Source organism: Serratia sp. HNCC26DJ244 (assembly GCF_057180565.1).
The window spans coordinates 44,244-59,929 of record NZ_JBXUGO010000019.1 but is presented as its reverse complement, the minus strand read 5'-3'; the positions used below and the strand labels follow the sequence as shown (position 1 = coordinate 59,929).

The window sequence follows — 15,686 nt, the reverse complement described above, 5'->3', positions numbered from 1 at the left end:
GATAATCATCATAACCGGTTGTTAGCAGGATGAATTGACCGGAATCACGCAAATCGCACTCTAGATCGTGTTTTGCAGCCAAATCCGCTACCCTATGCAGGTTGTTTCTCTCCCCAGAGCTAAGGAGTTTTATGCGTAACCGTACCCTCGCTGATCTTGACAGAGTCGTGGCACTCGGTGGTGGTCATGGTCTTGGCCGTGTCATGTCAGCGTTGTCGTCATTAGGCTCCCGCTTAACCGGTATCGTCACCACCACGGATAATGGCGGGTCCACTGGTCGTATCCGTCGTTCTGAAGGGGGGATTGCCTGGGGAGATACGCGTAACTGCCTCAATCAACTGATTACCGAGCCGAGTATCGCGTCAGCCATGTTTGAGTATCGTTTCAGTGGTAATGGCGAATTGGCTGGTCATAACCTAGGGAATTTGATGCTAAAATCCCTCGATCACCTTAGCGTGCGTCCATTGGAGGCGATTAATCTGGTGCGCAACCTGTTAAGGGTGGATGCCGCGTTAATCCCCATGTCAGAGCAACCGGTAGATCTCATGGCCAATGACCATGAAGGCCACCCAGTGTATGGTGAAGTCAATATTGACCAACTGACTCAGATGCCACAAGAGTTACTGCTCTCCCCCCCGGTACATGCCACACGCGAAGCGGTAGAAGCCATCGCGCAAGCAGATTTGATCCTGATTGGCCCCGGTAGTTTTCTCACCAGCCTGATGCCGCTATTGCTGCTTGATGAACTGACACAAGCCTTACGGCGCAGTAGTGCCAATATGGTTTACATCGGTAATCTGGGGCGGGAACTCAGTGTGGCTGCCGCTGCCCTGAAACTGCAAGATAAACTGGCACTGATGGAAGAGAAAATTGGCCGTAAAATGATTGACGCGGTGGTGGTTGGCCCAGCAGTGAATACCGACCAGGTTCAAGACCGCATTGTCATCAAGCAGCCTCTGGAAGCCAGCGATATCCCTTACCGCCATGATCGCCAATTACTGCGCCAGGCGCTGGATCAGGTTTTAGTGCAACTGGCGGCTCGCCGTTAATCTCCCGGTAGCAGGGCTAACTGCTACCTGCTACCGGCGTCAAGCTGGCAAGCAAAATCACGACAGCGCAATAAACTGCGCGCGCAACTGGTGAATTTCATCACGCAGTGCGGCAGCCTGTTCGAACTCTAGGTTCTGTGCATGGGTATACATGCGGGCTTCCAGCACCTGGATTTGTTGTTCCAACGCTTTTGGTGTGAGATGTTGATATTGCGCACTGCTCTCTGCCGCCTTGTTTTTCCCTTTGTGCTTGCCCCGTGTACTGGGCTGCCCCAACTGTAAAATATCGCCAATTTTTTTGTTCAACCCGGTTGGCACAATGCCATTGGCTTGGTTGTGGGCTTGCTGTTTGACGCGCCGACGCTCTGTTTCGCCAATCGCTTTCGCCATGGAGTCGGTTATTCTGTCACCGTAAAGGATCGCCTTACCATTAAGATTACGTGCCGCACGGCCGATGGTCTGAATCAAAGAACGTTCAGAACGCAGGAACCCTTCTTTATCCGCATCCAGGATCGCCACCAATGACACTTCGGGCATGTCCAGCCCTTCCCTCAGCAGGTTGATGCCCACCAGCACATCAAACTCCCCCAAACGCAAATCACGAATAATTTCTACACGTTCCACTGTATCAATATCCGAATGCAGGTAACGTACGCGCTCACCATGCTCTTCAAGATAGTCAGTTAAATCTTCCGCCATCCGCTTGGTGAGTGTGGTGACCAGCACCCGTTCATTGACAGCAGCACGCAGACGAATTTCTGAAAGCAGATCGTCAACCTGAGTCGTAACCGGGCGAACTTCCACCACGGGATCGAGCAACCCGGTTGGGCGCACCACTTGATCGATAATGTCACCGCCGGATTTTTCCAGCTCATATTTACCCGGGGTCGCAGAAACATAGATTGTCTGTGGTGCCAGCGCTTCAAACTCTTCGAAACGAAGTGGCCGGTTATCCAGTGCTGAAGGCAAACGAAAACCATATTCCACCAAAGTCTCTTTGCGTGAGCGATCGCCTTTGTACATGCCGCCAATTTGCGGAATGGTGACGTGAGATTCGTCCACCACCAGTAAACCGTCCGCGGGTAGGTAGTCGAACAGCGTGGGAGGAGGATCTCCTTCTCCCCGCCCAGAGAGATAACGTGAATAGTTTTCAATACCCGAGCAATAGCCCAATTCGTTCATCATCTCCAAATCAAACTGGGTACGTTGCGATAAACGCTGCTCTTCCAGCAGTTTGTTATTCGCCAGCAACACCTTGCGCCGCTGTGCTAATTCCAGTTTGATCTCCTCCATGGCCTGCACAATGCGTTCCCGGGGGGTAACATAGTGAGATTTGGGGTAGATGGTGAAACGGGGTACGGTTTGTTCAACCTGACCGGTGAGCGGGTCAAACAGTGACAGACGTTCGACCTCGTCATCGAACAACTCCACCCGCAACGCCAGCTCATCGGATTCCGCAGGGAATATATCAATCACTTCCCCACGCACCCGGAAGGTGGCTCGCTGGAAAGCCTGATCATTACGGGTATATTGCAATTCCGCCAGCCGCCGCAGAATCGAGCGTTGATCGATGATCATCCCTTTGGTGAGGTGCAGCATCATCTTCAGATAAAGGTCAGGATCCCCCAGGCCGTAGATCGCAGAAACCGAGGCCACCACCACCACGTCACGCCGCTCAAGCAGCGCTTTGGTGGCCGACAGGCGCATTTGCTCAATATGTTCGTTTACCGAGGCATCCTTCTCGATAAAGGTATCAGAACTCGGTACGTAAGCTTCCGGCTGATAGTAGTCGTAGTAGGAGACAAAATACTCCACTGCATTCTCGGGGAAAAACTCTTTCATCTCACCATAGAGCTGCGCCGCCAGCGTCTTGTTCGGTGCCAGCACCATGGTGGGACGGTTGAGGTCCGCTATCACATTGGCAATGGTGAACGTTTTGCCCGAACCGGTTACCCCCAGCAACGTCTGGTGTGCCAAGCCATCTTCCAGCCCCATTTCCAGCTTGCGGATCGCTTCCGGCTGATCACCGGCTGGTTTGAATTCTGAATGCAGTTTGAAATGTTTGCTCATATCCCCTTCATCTTTCAATTTGCCAAGGCCACAACATGCCGCCAGGAATCAGCTGTCACTTACCCATAATACTGGATATAAAAACAGCCTCCAACACATTTATCTTTAAGTGCATTCCAGTCACTGACAAGGTAGGAACTTTCTGATTGTCAATCGTCATGTTATCCCCAGAACATATCATAAATTAACATTTCTACTACAAGGCAGCGTAAAATCACTCGCGGCACTCCCCTCCGTCAACAAGTGTCTTGATTTTAGTTAATTTATTGATATTAAATACTTTTAATTAAAAGCTGAGAATAACGGCAACCTTGTTGAAACCCGCGCCCCTGCTCTATTTACCCTACTTTTCTAGCTATAATGCACATGGTTATCCACAGGAATAGTGGATAACTCGCAGTACCCCATAAGGGGCGGGAGTTAGGCAAAGGACACTTTTCCGTTTGCAGTGGCATTGCAGTCATTTTTTTAGTTACTTTTTCACAAATATTTCGCATCGCTTATAACAATTAATGCTAAAAAAATGCATCAAAAAAATGATATTTCGGACTGTTGACAAAGTCCCTTTTTAGCTTAAGCGGACAGGGGTTTACAGTACATCGAATAAACGATCACTGACTCACTTGGCAAGCTGCGTCAAGTCAAGATATTGCGCTAGTGGCTGTTGCTCAATCTGCGGTAAATGGGGAATTTCCCCCAACAACGGGGCTGGCAACATACGGCAAAGCGTCGCAAGATACTCCTGATGGCGTTTTCCCGGTTTAATGACCTGATTGGCTATCCAACCTGCCAAGGGCAACCCCGCTTGCTGAACGGCCTGAGCGGTAAGCACTGCATGGTTGATACAACCCAGTTTGATCCCAACCACCAGAATCACCGGCAAGCGTTCCTGGCGCACCCAATCGGCAAGCGTATAGCGTTCGCAAAGTGGGGTAAACCATCCCCCGGCCCCTTCCACCAGCAACCACTCGGCCTGTTGTTCAAGGTGACGTAAACCACTAGAAAGTCGAGCCAGAGAGATGGGGATCCCTTCATGTTGGCTGGCAATATGGGGTGAGGTTGGCTCAGCAAAGGTGTATGGATTCACATCGGTATAATCCAGCACCATACTGCTGTTTCTCTGCAGAGCCAATGCATCACTATTACGCCACCCCTCAGCGGTCATTTCACTGCCTGAAGCCACTGGCTTATAACCAGCACAGCAAAACCCTGCCGCCTGAGCCGCCTGTAACAGTGCACTGCTGGCGACCGTTTTCCCCACTTCCGTATCCGTTCCCGTCACAAACCAACGTTTAATCACGATAAATAACTCCATAAACCAGATGATAACTGAGAGGGTACTGCCCCTGTTGGCAGGAGTAAGCCGCTTGCAATGCCGCTAAACGCTGGCGAGAAAGCAACCCGCTATCACGGCCCTGATGTAAATGGGTGGCACCAATCCCCTTCAATGAGCGCATCAGTGTCATAACATCAGGGTAATGCAGGGTTTGCCAGGCAGGTTGCAGCTCATGACGATAGTGCTGACAAGCAGCACTAATCTGTGCGACAGGCAGGAAATCATTCACATGGCGTTCACCATCTACCTGCTGCCAGGCAGCCGCCAATTCATGTAATGTGCCCTGTGCCAAGGTAGCGAATAAAATCACCCCACCCGGCCGCGTCACCCGGTACAGTTCCGCCAACACCTGAGGCAGAGAGCTGCACCACTGCACCACCAGACTGCTAAAACAGATATCCACGGAGGCATCTGGCAGCGGGACATTCTCGATATCCCCCAGTAAGTAGTGATCAGCCACCTGCTGCTGGCGAGCAAAAGCCAACATACCCGGCGCCAGATCCAGCGCAGTCACCTGCTTACCCAAATTGCGCCAACGACGGCTGAAATAACCGGTGCCACAGCCAGCATCCAATACCGATTGGCCAGGGTGATGAGCCGCCATCGCGACTAAGCGTTCTCCTACCTCCCGTTGTAACACGGCCGCCACATCATAACTTTTTGCTGCCCGGCTGAAGGCCGCAGCCACCGCCTGTTTATTCACCCCCTCAAACACAGATGTCATGTAACACCTCTAGCAAACGTTCAATATCTTCTGTTTGGTGCGCCGCAGTCAGTGTAATGCGCAAGCGCGCGCTACCCGGTGGCACTGTTGGCGGACGGATGGCGCTAACCCAAAGCCCCTGCTCACGCAGACGTTGGGCCAACACCAGCGTTTGCTGGTTATCCCCCACCACTAACGGTTGAATTGCGGTGTCTGAGTCCGTTAACTTCAGTGGCAGGCTGGCAACCCCGGCGCGAAAGCGTTGGATATGGCGCTGTAATTGAGCCCGTAACTGGTCCCCCTGTTGGACACAATGTAATGCGGCCTGCAAGGCACAAGCCTGGGCCGGGGGCATCGCCGTGCTATAAATCAGATGGCGTGCAAATTGCAGCAAGTATTCTGCCAAGGGTTCATCACATAACACCGCCGCACCACTGACACCAAAGGCTTTGCCAAAAGTGACCACCAAGATCTCCGGGCGTACTCCCTGCTGCCAGCAACTACCGCGCCCTTGTGCACCACGCACGCCAATACCGTGCGCATCGTCCACCATCAGCCAGCCCCCAGCCTGGTGGGTTAAGTGCTGTAATTCCGCCAGCGGTGCGCTGTCACCATCCATACTGAAGATCCCTTCGGTGATCACCAGTTGTTGGCCTGTACAGGCTTTTTGCAGTAACGAGGCTAACGAGTGTGGCTGGTTATGATGAAAACGCCGCAATTGCGCGGGTGAGTGCATCGCCGCTTCTAACAGTGAGGCATGGCTGAGTCTGTCGGCTAACAGGCAATCGCCAGCCTGCATTAAGGCCGCCAGGATCGCCTGATTAGCGGCATAACCGGAGATAAACAGCAAAGCGCGTGGATACCCCAGCCACTGGGCCAGTTGCTGCTCTAATTCATGGTGAGCCTGGCTAAACCCGGTCACATGCCCAGAGCCGCCACTGCCCACACCATAGTGCGCCGCACCCTGCTGCCAAGCGGCAATCACCTCAGGATGTTGGCTGAGCCCAAGGTAATCATTACTGGAAAAGTTGAGATACTGCTGACCGTTGCATTGCAGATATCGCCCATTACCGCCCTGATTGACCTGCCGTTGTCGATAAGCGGCATGCTGCCGCCGCTCATTCAGTGCCTGTTCAATACGTTGTTGCCAGCTCATCAGCGTGCCGCGTTGTAAAATTCGGCGGTATCGGCGCTGAGCAGTTGTTCTGCCAAGATCTGCTGCTGTTGCTTGTCACCCTGCTCAATGGAGGTTTGCTGCGGGTTAAGCCCCAATTTGCGGAACAACTGCCGATCTTTATCTTCTTCTGGATTGGGCGTGGTGAGTAATTTACAGCCATAGAAGATGGAGTTGGCCCCAGCCATAAAGCACATAGCCTGAGTCTGTTCACTCATCTGCTCACGACCCGCTGACAGGCGGACATAAGAGCTGGGCATCATAATCCGTGCAATAGCGATAGTGCGGATAAAATCAAAGGGATCGACATCGTCGTTATCCGCCAGTGGTGTCCCCTTCACTTTCACCAACATGTTGATTGGCACGCTCTCAGGTGGGGTTGGCAAATTAGCTAACTGCACCAGCAACCCGGCGCGGTCAGCGACGGTTTCCCCCAAGCCGACAATGCCGCCGGAACAGACTTTGATCCCGGCATTACGCACGGTGTCCAATGTGTCCAGGCGCTCCTGGTAGCTGCGCGTGGTGATGATGCTGGAGTAAAATTCTGGCGAGGTGTCAAGATTATGGTTGTAGTAATCCAACCCGGCGTCAGCCAAGCGCTCGGCCTGACTAGGGTCTAGGGTACCCAGCGTCATACAGGTTTCCATCCCCATGGCTTTTACCCCCTGTACCATCTGCTGCAGATAAGGCATATCACGCTCGTGCGGGTTCTTCCAGGCGGCACCCATGCAGAAACGGCTTGACCCGGCGGCTTTGGCCTGACGCGCCGATGCCAAAACCTGCTCCACCTGCATCAACCGTTCAGTCTCCAGGCCGGTTTTATAACGCGAACTTTGCGGGCAGTATTTACAATCTTCCGGACAAGCGCCGGTTTTTATCGATAGCAGCGTACTGACTTGAACTTGTTGTGGGTCAAAATGTTGGCGGTGAACGGTTTGTGCTTGGTATAGCAATTCCAGCAGCGGTTTATCAAACAGGGCTTGGGCTAGCCCCACGGTCCAGTGGATACGATCGGCCATTGATTGCAACTCCCAATATGAAAAGTGTCGCCAGTGTAAATATTGCGGCTATACTGTCAACCATTCTATTTATTTTTGGTTTACGGTTAATGTCTCTCTCCCCCTGTGATATTGAATTTGATCGACGCCATATCTGGCACCCCTATACCTCCATGACTAAGCCGCTGCCCTGCTACCCGATTACCGCCGCCAGTGGCGTGGAATTGCAACTGGCCGATGGCCGGCAACTGGTGGATGGCATGTCTTCATGGTGGGCCGCCATTCACGGTTACAATCATCCGCAACTCAATCAGGCCGCAACACAGCAGTTGCAGAAAATGTCACATGTGATGTTCGGGGGTATTACCCATCCCGCTGCCATTGCCCTGTGCCGTAAATTGCTGGCAATGACACCTGACGCGCTGCAATGTGTATTTCTGGCTGATTCAGGTTCCGTGGCGGTGGAAGTCGCGCTGAAAATGGCGCTGCAATATTGGCAGGCCCGTGGAGAGCGGCGACAACGTATTTTGACCCTACGCCAGGGCTATCATGGTGATACCTTTGGCGCGATGTCGGTATGCGACCCAGATAATTCCATGCATAGCCTGTATCAGGGGTATCTTGCACCACATCTGTTTGCCACCGCGCCTCAATGTCGCTTCGACGCCCCCTGGGACGAGCAGGACATCGCGCCATTTAATACCCTGCTAGAGCAACATGCGGGAGAGATTGCTGCGGTGATCCTCGAACCTATCGTTCAAGGGGCGGGGGGGATGCGTATCTATCACCCTAACTATGTTAAACGCGTGCGTGAACTGTGCGACCAGCACCAGATTTTGTTAATAGCTGATGAGATTGCCACTGGGTTTGGCCGTACCGGCAAGCTGTTTGCCTGTGAACATGCGGATGTCGTGCCTGATATTCTCTGTTTGGGCAAAGCGCTGACTGGGGGATATATGACCCTTTCTGCTACCCTCACCACCCGCCATGTGGCAGAAACCATCAGTGAAGGTGCCGCAGGCTGTTTTATGCATGGCCCAACCTTTATGGGAAATCCTCTGGCCTGTGCGGTTGCCTGCGCCAGCCTGACACTGCTCGAGGATAATCTTTGGCAACAGCAGGTGCGTGACATTGAAAACCAGCTAAAGCAGCAGTTACTCCCTCTCACAGCTCTGCCCAAGGTGGCGGATGTCCGGGTGCTTGGCGCTATTGGCGTGGTAGAAATGCGCCAGCCAGTGGATGTGGCGGCACTACAACGTGGTTTTGTCGAGCGAGGTGTGTGGATCCGGCCATTCGGCAAACTGATTTATCTGATGCCGCCTTATATCATCACCCCAGAACAACTTTCGCGTCTAACTGCAGCCATTGCGGCCGCGGTGGCGTGAGAAAATGTGGGTAAAGAACCGCACCGTGATCGGCATAATGATTGCGGTGCGCAGGATTACCCACTGAATAAAGCACAATTTTTGCGTATTGCAGTTTTGACCACAGCCAAAGTTAATTCTATAATATTGTGAATTAAGAGCAAAAAAGCCACATAAGGCACAATATATTGGATTTAAGCCTAAGAAAACCCGATGAGATCGTTAAGCGGATCTGTGAGCGTCTGCGCACTGAGCGGTTAGCGCTACAGATGACGCAGGCTGATGTCGCGGCACGCGCCGGTATTAGCAGCAATACCGTGTCTAATCTTGAGGCAGGGCGCAATGTCGGGTTCGAAAATCTAGTCCGTGTAGCGATGGTTCTTGGGCGCAGCCAGGAACTCGAAGCCTTGTTCCTACCAAAATTGGACAGCCTTGAAGATATTTTCCGCTACGAAAACAGCGCGAAACGTCATCGTGTCAAGAGGAGGTTCGACAATGCTTGAGCAAGTCAATGTCTACTACAATGGCTGGGGTGAGCATTGGCACTGGGGCTCGCTGGTTTCGACGACAGTGATCACCGGTCGCCCACTGATTCTGTTTGAATACAGCCAGGAAGCGAAGCAGAAAGGGTTGGAACTGTCGTCTTTTAAGCTACCATTGGCAGGAACGCCGTTACGCAGAGACTTTCCGCCCCATCAGTTGGGGCTCCCCGGCCCCGTCTATGATGCTCTCCCTGACGGTTGGGGGATGCTGCTGATGGATCGTTTGTTCAAACGCCGTGGCCTCAATGCAGCACGTATCGGGCCACTGGAGCGGCTGACTTACATTGGCAACCATGCCATGGGGGCCATGTCATTCGAGCCTGTCGCACCCGAGGGGCTGGAGATGGAAGGGGATATCTCCATTGATCGGCTTGCGGCAGAAGTGCAAGAAGTCCTCAAGGGTGAAGGTGGGGCATTCCTGCAAAAATTACTGTTGGTAGGCGGCCCTCCACAAGGTGCCAGACCCAAGGCTTTGGTCTATCGCGACCCCCAAACCGGCACTTTTACCACTACGTCTACGCCAGGCTTTGAAGCTTGGTTGATCAAATTTCCTGCTCAACAAGAACATCCCGAAGTCTGTGCCATAGAGATGGTCTATGCCGAATGCTTACGCCTGTGTGGCATTCAGACGCCTGAGACGCATTATTTCAGCCTGCCCAATGGGTTGGCGGCCTTCGCGACCAAACGCTTTGATCGGCAAGGGGCTTTGCGCGTGCCTATGCAAAGTCTTGCCGCCTTTACTGGTGCTGATTTCACCACACCTGGGTCGTTGGATTACGTTAATTTCTTGCGGGCCACCCAAATGTGCACGAATGATGTGCGGGAGAAAGCACTCGCATTTGAGCGTGTAGTTTTCAATGTGGTGTTCAACAACCGAGACGATCATCCCAAGAATTTTTCCTATCTTATGTCACCCTCTGGTGAGTGGAAATTAGCACCAGCGTATGACGTCACGTTCTGTGAAGGCCCAGGGGGGTATCATCAGATGGATGTGATGGGCGAAGCACTGGAAATTCACCGTGAGGCTATGCTCCGGCTTGCCGAAGAAGCCGAGATGCCAGCCAATATAGCGAGTACCCTGATTGACCGATTTTGCGATGTGGCGGGCCAGTTTGCCACTTTAGCCAAGAAGATGTATCCCCAAGCGATCACCCCAGGCACGTTGCAAACTATCCAGCAGCGAATCGATGAGAATATCAACTTGCTTGGTCGCTAAAAACCACTGACTTGGCTATATATTATTGCCACAAAACAATCTAGGCTGACTGATTTAAAGGACGATATGGGAGAGTAGTTATGACGTTTCGTTTATACAGTAATGATCTGCAGAATGGGGCCAAAATGCCTGAACTACAGGTATTTAACGGCATGGGCTACCAAGGGGGTAACCTCTCCCCTCACCTGACTTGGGATGGCGTACCCGCGGGTACCAAAAGCTTTGCTATCACCGTATTTGATCCCGATGCCCCTACCGGCTCTGGCTGGTGGCACTGGGTGGTGGCCAACATTCCGGCAACCGTAACCGAACTGCCACAGGGTGCCGGTTCTGGCAAACCTGGGCTACCCAAGGGAGCGATACAGACCCGTACCGATTTTGGTAAAGCCGGTTACGGTGGTGCGGCTCCGCCACAAGGAGAAAGTCATCGCTATCATTTCACTGTTCACGCACTGGATGTGGAAAGCATCCCGGTGGATGAAGAAGCCAGTGGCGCCATGGTCGGCTTCAATATTCACTTCCATAGCCTTGGCAAAGCGACGCTGACCGTCACCTACTGTTAATCCATCGCCCAGGGCAGGCACCAAGGTCTGCCCTGGTCTTGCTATAGATCAGTGAGCCAGCACACTCACCCACATTGGGCCTTGCCCTACCGGGTAACGCCCCAGAGCCGATAACTGACCCTGATGCGGATCAATGCCATAAACCGTGATATGACCTGATTTCTGCCCTGCGGCAATCAAAAAATGGCCGCGGTGGTCGATATTAAAACCACGGGGCTGTTGTTCCGTTGCCTGATGCCCAACTAAGGTAATGTTATCCCCTTGCGGCGAAACGGCGAAAATCGTCAGGATACTGGCGGTACGATCACAGGTATATAGGAAGCGGCCATTAGGCGTGAGATGAATATCCGCCCCCCAACGAGTGCCGTTGAAATCAGCAGGCATCATATCCAGAGTTTGCACTAGGGTGTAAGGGCCCCCATGCTCACCACAGGCCAAAACATCAACGGTGCTATCCAGTTCATTGAGACAATAAGCGAACTGCCCATTAGGATGGAATGCCATATGACGTGGCCCGGCACCAACCGCTGTGGCAACCGCCTCCGGAGTCTCAGGGGTCAATACGCCGTCCTGATGCAGATTAAAAAGACGAATACGATCTTCTTTCAAGCAGGGGATCAATAGCCGTTGATTGGTCGAGTCAATATTGGCTGAGTGCGGGGCGGTCAAACCATCAACCTGCTGAATGGGAGCCCCCACCACACCATCATGACCAATAGGGCTGACGGTGACGCAGTTACCGTTATAGGAAGCAGAAAACAGGTAACGGCCTTGCAAATCGGTGGCGATATGGGTCGGGCTGCCAGGTAATGGGGCCATCCCCGCCTCCTGCAGTTTACCATCCGCATCAATACGGTAACTGACGATACCCAATGCCGGGCGTACCCCAATATACAGGTGGCTATTATCCGGGTGAATGGCCATCGGTTGCCCCTGCCCTGGTACATCCACCGTCTGCTCTAACGTCAACGCGCCCTGAGAGTCTAACTGCCAAACATGGATCTGCTGGCTTTCCGGGCTAGCGACATAAACGATTTGCTTCATTTGCTTTCCTTAATGAGAAAGAGTAACCGATTGTGTTCTTTAGCTTACCTGACATCGTTGACATGACAACCCCTGCCTAACACTGGGTTTTGTCAAACCGCCGTTAGGTGTACCATCGGTATTATCGCTTTACTTACCTCATGGGGTCACGATGAACTACCGTATTATTGCCCTCGATTTAGACGGCACACTGCTAGATAAGCAGAAACGCATTTTGCCACAATCACTGGCTGCCTTGGCGCAAGCCCGTGCCGCCGGCGTCAAGGTGGTAGTGGTCACGGGTCGCCATCATGTAGCGATTCACCCGTTCTATCAGGAATTGCAACTCGATACCCCAGCTATTTGCTGTAACGGCACCTACCTGTACGATTTCCAGCAAAAAAAAGTGCTAACTGCCGACCCTTTGCCGAAGGAGCAAGCTCGGCAAGTATTACAACGGTTGAAACAGAGTGATCTTCACGGCCTGCTCTATGTTGATGATGCCATGCTGTATCAAACCCCCAGTGGTCATGTGCTGCGCACCCAAACCTGGGCGAAAAGTTTACCGGAAGCACAACGCCCCACCTTGTTGCACGTCAATAGTCTGCAGCAAGCGGCTGATGACGCACAGTCCATCTGGAAATTTGCCGTCTCACACGGAGATATCTCTGTACTGCGCCAGTTTGCCGAAACGGTGGAGAACGAGTTGGGGCTAGCTTGTGAATGGTCGTGGCACGATCAGGTAGACATCGCCAAAAACGGTAACAGCAAAGGTAAACGGCTGCAGCAGTGGGTGGAATCACAAGGATTAAAGATGGATCAGGTGGTTGCCTTTGGCGACAACTACAATGATTTAAGTATGCTTGAAGCCGTCGGGCTCGGTGTTGCCATGGGTAACGCAGATGATGCGATCAAAGAACGCGCTGATTTGGTGATCGCCGACCACTTACAACCGGGTATTGCAGAGGTGATCCATACCCGAGTTCTGAGTTAATCCTTAAGGCGGAGAAGTGTGTTGCCCACTTCTCCGTCTGCTTTCAACTCCCTTCACGGCTCATGGATACACTCTTGACCTGTGCATAAAGCCATTGACCGGGTTTGATGGCCAAATCGTCACGTGCCCAAGGAGTAATACGTGCCCAGAGAATATGCTCCCCGATGGCTAGCTTCACCTCAACCTGGCCATCCACATCCAGGCATTCCAGCACTTTAGCCGGTAAAATATTGCGAATGCTGCTATTGGTGGGGGGTTGTAGAACCAATGAGACATCGGCAGCGTTGATGCGAATACGCAACCGGGTACCGATGGGGAGATCAATAGCACTAACCCACAGCAGTTGATCACCGAGCGCCAAGGCACTCATGGCATAATGTTCATGCCGTTTGATGACACTCACGCTCAGCACGCTACTCTGGTCTTCACGCTGCAACCAAGGGCGCAAGGCACTGCTGGCCCAGACTTCCTCCACCCCACCCACTGCACGTACCTGGCCATTATCCAACACCATGACTTGCTGCGCTAAGCGTAAGATTTCATCCATGCTATGGCTAACGTAGAGGATCGGGATATTCACCTGTTTTGCCAACCGTTCCAGATAGGGTAACAACTCGCGTTTGCGCGGTATATCGAGAGATGCCAAAGGCTCATCCATCAACAGCAATTGCGGTGCGCTAAGCAACGCCCGGCCAATCGCTACCCGCTGTTTTTCTCCGCCGGAAAGTGTCAACGGCAAGCGGTTAAGTAATGGCTCAATCCCCAGCAAGGCGACAATATCATCAAACTGACCGCGACTGCTGGCTGCCATACCGTATTGCAGGTTGCCACGTACTCGATAGTGCGGGAACAGGCGTGCATCCTGGAACACATAACCTATGCGCCGTTTTTCCGGTGCAAGACAGACTCCGTTGGTGGTATCGAGCAGAGTATGTCCATTAAGAACAATGCGCCCCTGTTGTACCGGCGTCAAACCAGCGATCGCATTAATTAATGAGGTTTTACCCGCGCCAGAAAGCCCAAAGATGGCAGTAATCCCTTGAGCGGGCAGATTAGCCTGTATCTTGAGATTAAGTGCACCCAGTTGCTGGCAGAAATCCAGTTCTAACATTTATAGCCCCATACGCTTGCGGCCCCAACGGGCCAGCCATTCCGAGGTCATCAAAGCAGCCATCGCCAGCACAATAGCAATCACACATAAACGGGCAGCCGCCGCTTCAGCACCAGGTGTTTCTATCAAGGTATACATCGCCAGCGGAATAGTGCGGGTCTCACCCGGAATATTGGAAACAAAGGTGATAGTGGCACCAAACTCACCCAAAGAGCGCGCAAACGCCAGCACCACCCCGACGATCACCCCCGGTAAGGAGAGCGGTAACGTGATGGTAAAAAATACCCGCCAAGGATTGGCCCCTAGGGTGCGGGCGGCTTGTTCCAGGCGAATATCCACCGCTTCAAGCGCCAAACGAATGGCGCGCACCATCAGCGGAAAGGCCACCACAGCCGACGCCAGAGCCGCACCACGCCAACTGAAGCTAAAGCTGAAACCAAACCATTGGTACAGCCATTCACCAATAAACCCACGTCGCCCCATGGCGATCAGCAACAGGTAACCCACCACCACTGGCGGCAGGACTAAAGGCAGATGAACAATACTGTCCAACAAGGATTTACCCGGGAAGTGACAACGCACTAAAACCCAGGCCATCAGAATGCCCAGCGGCAAACTACAGATCACCGCCAAGCTAGAGACTTTCAGGCTGAGCTCAATGGCCTGCCATTCATATTCGCTTAATATCATTTACGCGCTGTAAATCCGAAACGTTCAAAAATAGCCGTGGCTTGCGGCCCCTTGAGATACTCATAAAAAGCGGTAACAGCGGGTGTCTGGCGCGGTTTGACTATTGCCATCGGATACTCAACAGGTTGGTGGCTCTGTTCAGGGAAGATCCCCACCACTTTCACCTTATCGCTGGCGACAGCATCAGAACCGTAGACAATGCCCAACGGCGCTTCCCCCCGTTCAACCAGCACCATCGCACTACGCACATTATTCCCTCGGGCTAATTGAGGCTCTAACGCCCCCCAAGCTCCCAGATGTTGCAGCGCTTCTTTGGCGTAGATACCGGCCGGGACGTGATCAGGGTCACCCACCGCTAAGCGGCTACCGTTTAACAATTTAACCCAATCGGTTTGCTGATTGATGTCGATTTTATCTTGCTTGGCGGACTTAGCGGCAATCAGCACCAGTTCATTACCGAGTAGCGTGTAGCGCGTCTCGGCGACCATCAACTGTTTGCCGATGGCGTAATCCATCCATTGCTGATCAGCGGCGATAAATATATCCGCTGGTGCGCCTTGTTGAATCTGGCGCGCCAGGGTCGAAGAGGAAGCAAACGAAGAGACCACCTCAATACCTTGTATTTTCTGATACTCGGTGGCGATCTCTTGCAGCGCATTGGTTAACGAGGCTGCGGCAAAAACGGTGATTTTCTCTGCCGCCACCGCCGGCATAGTCAGACCAGAAGCCAACGCGATACCTGCGATCCACTTGATCCATTGCTGTTTCATGGTTGATTTTCCCATCGGTTAATCTCATCGTTATGTAAATGATGATATAGCGATAGACCCAGAATTGTCATGAGGTTTATGGG

The 15,686-nt window shown here is 52.6% G+C and carries 15 protein-coding genes; 6 read left to right on the top strand and 9 right to left on the bottom strand.

The window, feature by feature from the left end:
- The first annotated feature begins 131 nt into the window (after positions 1–131).
- Positions 132–1,049, top strand: coding sequence for a uridine diphosphate-N-acetylglucosamine-binding protein YvcK (gene yvcK, locus AC2A06_RS14775; RefSeq protein ID WP_484380773.1), 918 nt, complete (start codon positions 132–134; stop codon positions 1,047–1,049).
- A 57-nt stretch (positions 1,050–1,106) separates the two neighbouring features.
- Here yvcK and uvrB read toward each other — a convergent pair whose 3' ends face one another.
- The 5 genes from uvrB to bioB all read right to left on the bottom strand — a co-directional run bounded on the left by uvrB (position 1,107) and on the right by bioB (position 7,351).
- Entirely contained in the window at positions 1,107–3,119 is a 2,013-nt protein-coding gene (gene uvrB / locus AC2A06_RS14770; RefSeq protein WP_023489222.1) for an excinuclease ABC subunit UvrB, read from the bottom strand.
- Between the two features lie 619 nt (positions 3,120–3,738).
- Positions 3,739–4,419, bottom strand: a complete 681-nt coding sequence (gene bioD, locus AC2A06_RS14765) for a dethiobiotin synthase (protein WP_484380772.1) — start codon at positions 4,417–4,419, stop codon at positions 3,739–3,741.
- A complete protein-coding gene (gene bioC / locus AC2A06_RS14760) occupies positions 4,412–5,179 on the bottom strand; it encodes a malonyl-ACP O-methyltransferase BioC (RefSeq protein ID WP_484380771.1) in 768 nt (255 codons plus the stop codon). The genes bioD and bioC overlap by 8 nt, the downstream gene beginning before the upstream one ends.
- Entirely contained in the window at positions 5,163–6,314 is a 1,152-nt protein-coding gene (bioF, locus tag AC2A06_RS14755) for an 8-amino-7-oxononanoate synthase (RefSeq protein ID WP_484380770.1), read from the bottom strand. The genes bioC and bioF overlap by 17 nt, the downstream gene beginning before the upstream one ends.
- Complete coding sequence (bioB, locus tag AC2A06_RS14750; protein WP_023489218.1) at positions 6,314–7,351, bottom strand: biotin synthase BioB; 1,038 nt, start codon at positions 7,349–7,351, stop codon at positions 6,314–6,316. The genes bioF and bioB overlap by 1 nt, the downstream gene beginning before the upstream one ends.
- Positions 7,352–7,440: 89 nt before the next feature.
- On the opposite strand from bioB, the gene bioA reads away from it, so the two are divergent.
- The 4 genes from bioA (at position 7,441) to AC2A06_RS14730 (ending at position 11,015) form a co-directional block, all read left to right on the top strand.
- Positions 7,441–8,715: an adenosylmethionine--8-amino-7-oxononanoate transaminase gene (gene bioA / locus AC2A06_RS14745; protein ID WP_484380769.1), complete on the top strand. Its 1,275-nt coding sequence runs from the start codon at positions 7,441–7,443 to the stop codon at positions 8,713–8,715.
- Between the two features lie 164 nt (positions 8,716–8,879).
- Positions 8,880–9,197 (top strand): helix-turn-helix domain-containing protein, encoded by a 318-nt coding sequence (locus tag AC2A06_RS14740; protein ID WP_037386494.1) that lies wholly within the window; start codon positions 8,880–8,882, stop codon positions 9,195–9,197.
- Complete coding sequence (locus AC2A06_RS14735) at positions 9,190–10,452, top strand: type II toxin-antitoxin system HipA family toxin (protein WP_484380768.1); 1,263 nt, start codon at positions 9,190–9,192, stop codon at positions 10,450–10,452. The genes AC2A06_RS14740 and AC2A06_RS14735 overlap by 8 nt, the downstream gene beginning before the upstream one ends.
- 80 nt (positions 10,453–10,532) lie before the next feature.
- Positions 10,533–11,015, top strand: a complete 483-nt coding sequence (locus tag AC2A06_RS14730) for a kinase inhibitor (protein ID WP_023489214.1) — start codon at positions 10,533–10,535, stop codon at positions 11,013–11,015.
- A 48-nt stretch (positions 11,016–11,063) separates the two neighbouring features.
- On the opposite strand, the gene pgl is transcribed toward AC2A06_RS14730, so the two are convergent.
- A complete protein-coding gene (gene pgl, locus AC2A06_RS14725; protein WP_484380767.1) occupies positions 11,064–12,059 on the bottom strand; it encodes a 6-phosphogluconolactonase in 996 nt (331 codons plus the stop codon).
- A gap of 151 nt (positions 12,060–12,210) precedes the next feature.
- Here pgl and AC2A06_RS14720 point away from each other — a divergent pair, with 151 nt between their 5' ends.
- A complete protein-coding gene (locus AC2A06_RS14720) occupies positions 12,211–13,032 on the top strand; it encodes a pyridoxal phosphatase (RefSeq protein ID WP_484380766.1) in 822 nt (273 codons plus the stop codon).
- A gap of 43 nt (positions 13,033–13,075) precedes the next feature.
- Here AC2A06_RS14720 and modC read toward each other — a convergent pair whose 3' ends face one another.
- Genes modC through modA form a run of 3 tightly spaced genes read right to left on the bottom strand, consistent with a single transcriptional unit; the run spans position 13,076 to position 15,603 of the window.
- On the bottom strand, positions 13,076–14,143 hold the full coding sequence (gene modC / locus AC2A06_RS14715) for a molybdenum ABC transporter ATP-binding protein ModC (RefSeq protein ID WP_484380765.1): 1,068 nt from the start codon (positions 14,141–14,143) through the stop codon (positions 13,076–13,078).
- Positions 14,144–14,833 (bottom strand): molybdate ABC transporter permease subunit, encoded by a 690-nt coding sequence (gene modB / locus AC2A06_RS14710; protein WP_023489210.1) that lies wholly within the window; start codon positions 14,831–14,833, stop codon positions 14,144–14,146.
- Positions 14,830–15,603, bottom strand: coding sequence for a molybdate ABC transporter substrate-binding protein (modA, locus tag AC2A06_RS14705; protein WP_484380764.1), 774 nt, complete (start codon positions 15,601–15,603; stop codon positions 14,830–14,832). Before modA ends, modB begins: the two co-directional genes overlap by 4 nt.
- Between the last annotated feature and the right edge of the window lie 83 nt (positions 15,604–15,686).

Coding starts and splice junctions, on each gene's coding strand:
- yvcK (WP_484380773.1), top strand. CDS start 132: ATGCGTAACCGTACCCTCGCTGATCTTGACAGAGTCGTGGCACTCGGT.
- uvrB (WP_023489222.1), bottom strand. CDS start 3,119: ATGAGCAAACATTTCAAACTGCATTCAGAATTCAAACCAGCCGGTGAT.
- bioC (WP_484380771.1), bottom strand. CDS start 5,179: ATGACATCTGTGTTTGAGGGGGTGAATAAACAGGCGGTGGCTGCGGCC.
- bioF (WP_484380770.1), bottom strand. CDS start 6,314: ATGAGCTGGCAACAACGTATTGAACAGGCACTGAATGAGCGGCGGCAG.
- bioB (WP_023489218.1), bottom strand. CDS start 7,351: ATGGCCGATCGTATCCACTGGACCGTGGGGCTAGCCCAAGCCCTGTTT.
- bioA (WP_484380769.1), top strand. CDS start 7,441: ATGTCTCTCTCCCCCTGTGATATTGAATTTGATCGACGCCATATCTGG.
- AC2A06_RS14735 (WP_484380768.1), top strand. CDS start 9,190: ATGCTTGAGCAAGTCAATGTCTACTACAATGGCTGGGGTGAGCATTGG.
- AC2A06_RS14730 (WP_023489214.1), top strand. CDS start 10,533: ATGACGTTTCGTTTATACAGTAATGATCTGCAGAATGGGGCCAAAATG.
- pgl (WP_484380767.1), bottom strand. CDS start 12,059: ATGAAGCAAATCGTTTATGTCGCTAGCCCGGAAAGCCAGCAGATCCAT.
- AC2A06_RS14720 (WP_484380766.1), top strand. CDS start 12,211: ATGAACTACCGTATTATTGCCCTCGATTTAGACGGCACACTGCTAGAT.
- modC (WP_484380765.1), bottom strand. CDS start 14,143: ATGTTAGAACTGGATTTCTGCCAGCAACTGGGTGCACTTAATCTCAAG.
- modB (WP_023489210.1), bottom strand. CDS start 14,833: ATGATATTAAGCGAATATGAATGGCAGGCCATTGAGCTCAGCCTGAAA.
- modA (WP_484380764.1), bottom strand. CDS start 15,603: ATGAAACAGCAATGGATCAAGTGGATCGCAGGTATCGCGTTGGCTTCT.